The organism is Arthrobacter sp. Y3223164 (assembly GCF_059091005.1).
The window spans coordinates 1-434 of record NZ_JBNHGF010000862.1 but is presented as its reverse complement, the minus strand read 5'-3'; the positions used below and the strand labels follow the sequence as shown (position 1 = coordinate 434).

Here is a 434-nt window from a genome sequence, read left to right as displayed (position 1 = left end):
CGCTCGCGGTGCCCCACGGTGGCGGACGGAAGCGCGTTGGTCCAGCGCACCACCTTCGAGCCCACCACGTCGTCGTCGCCCACGGCCACCCCCAGCAGGAAGCTGGCATCGGCCAGCGCCTGGCGGTAGAGCCTGTCGTCGGCCCAGCCGGTGAAGTCCTCGGCGCCCCGCTGCCCCACCGCGCGCCCGTAGGACAGCCGCAGCACGTGGCTTCCCGGGCCGGCTTCGTCCGCCAGCCACGGCCATTTGGCGGTGGCATGGGTGAGTGCCTTGGCCTTGACGTTGCGCACCGACGGCGCCACCAGCATGCCGGTGCCCCGCGGCATGGCGTCGAGGTCGGGCAGGTCCACCACCAGGGTCACCAGCGAGACGGCGGGTCCGGTTTCGGGTTCCAGTCCGGCCAGCCCGGGGACGGCGCCGGAGAGCAGCCGGAC

The 434-nt window shown here is 74.0% G+C and carries 1 pseudogene; it reads right to left on the bottom strand.

Annotated elements, in window-relative coordinates:
• Window positions 1-434 (bottom strand): annotated as a pseudogene (locus tag AC5RUJ_RS18430) (protoporphyrinogen oxidase); the annotation flags it as partial.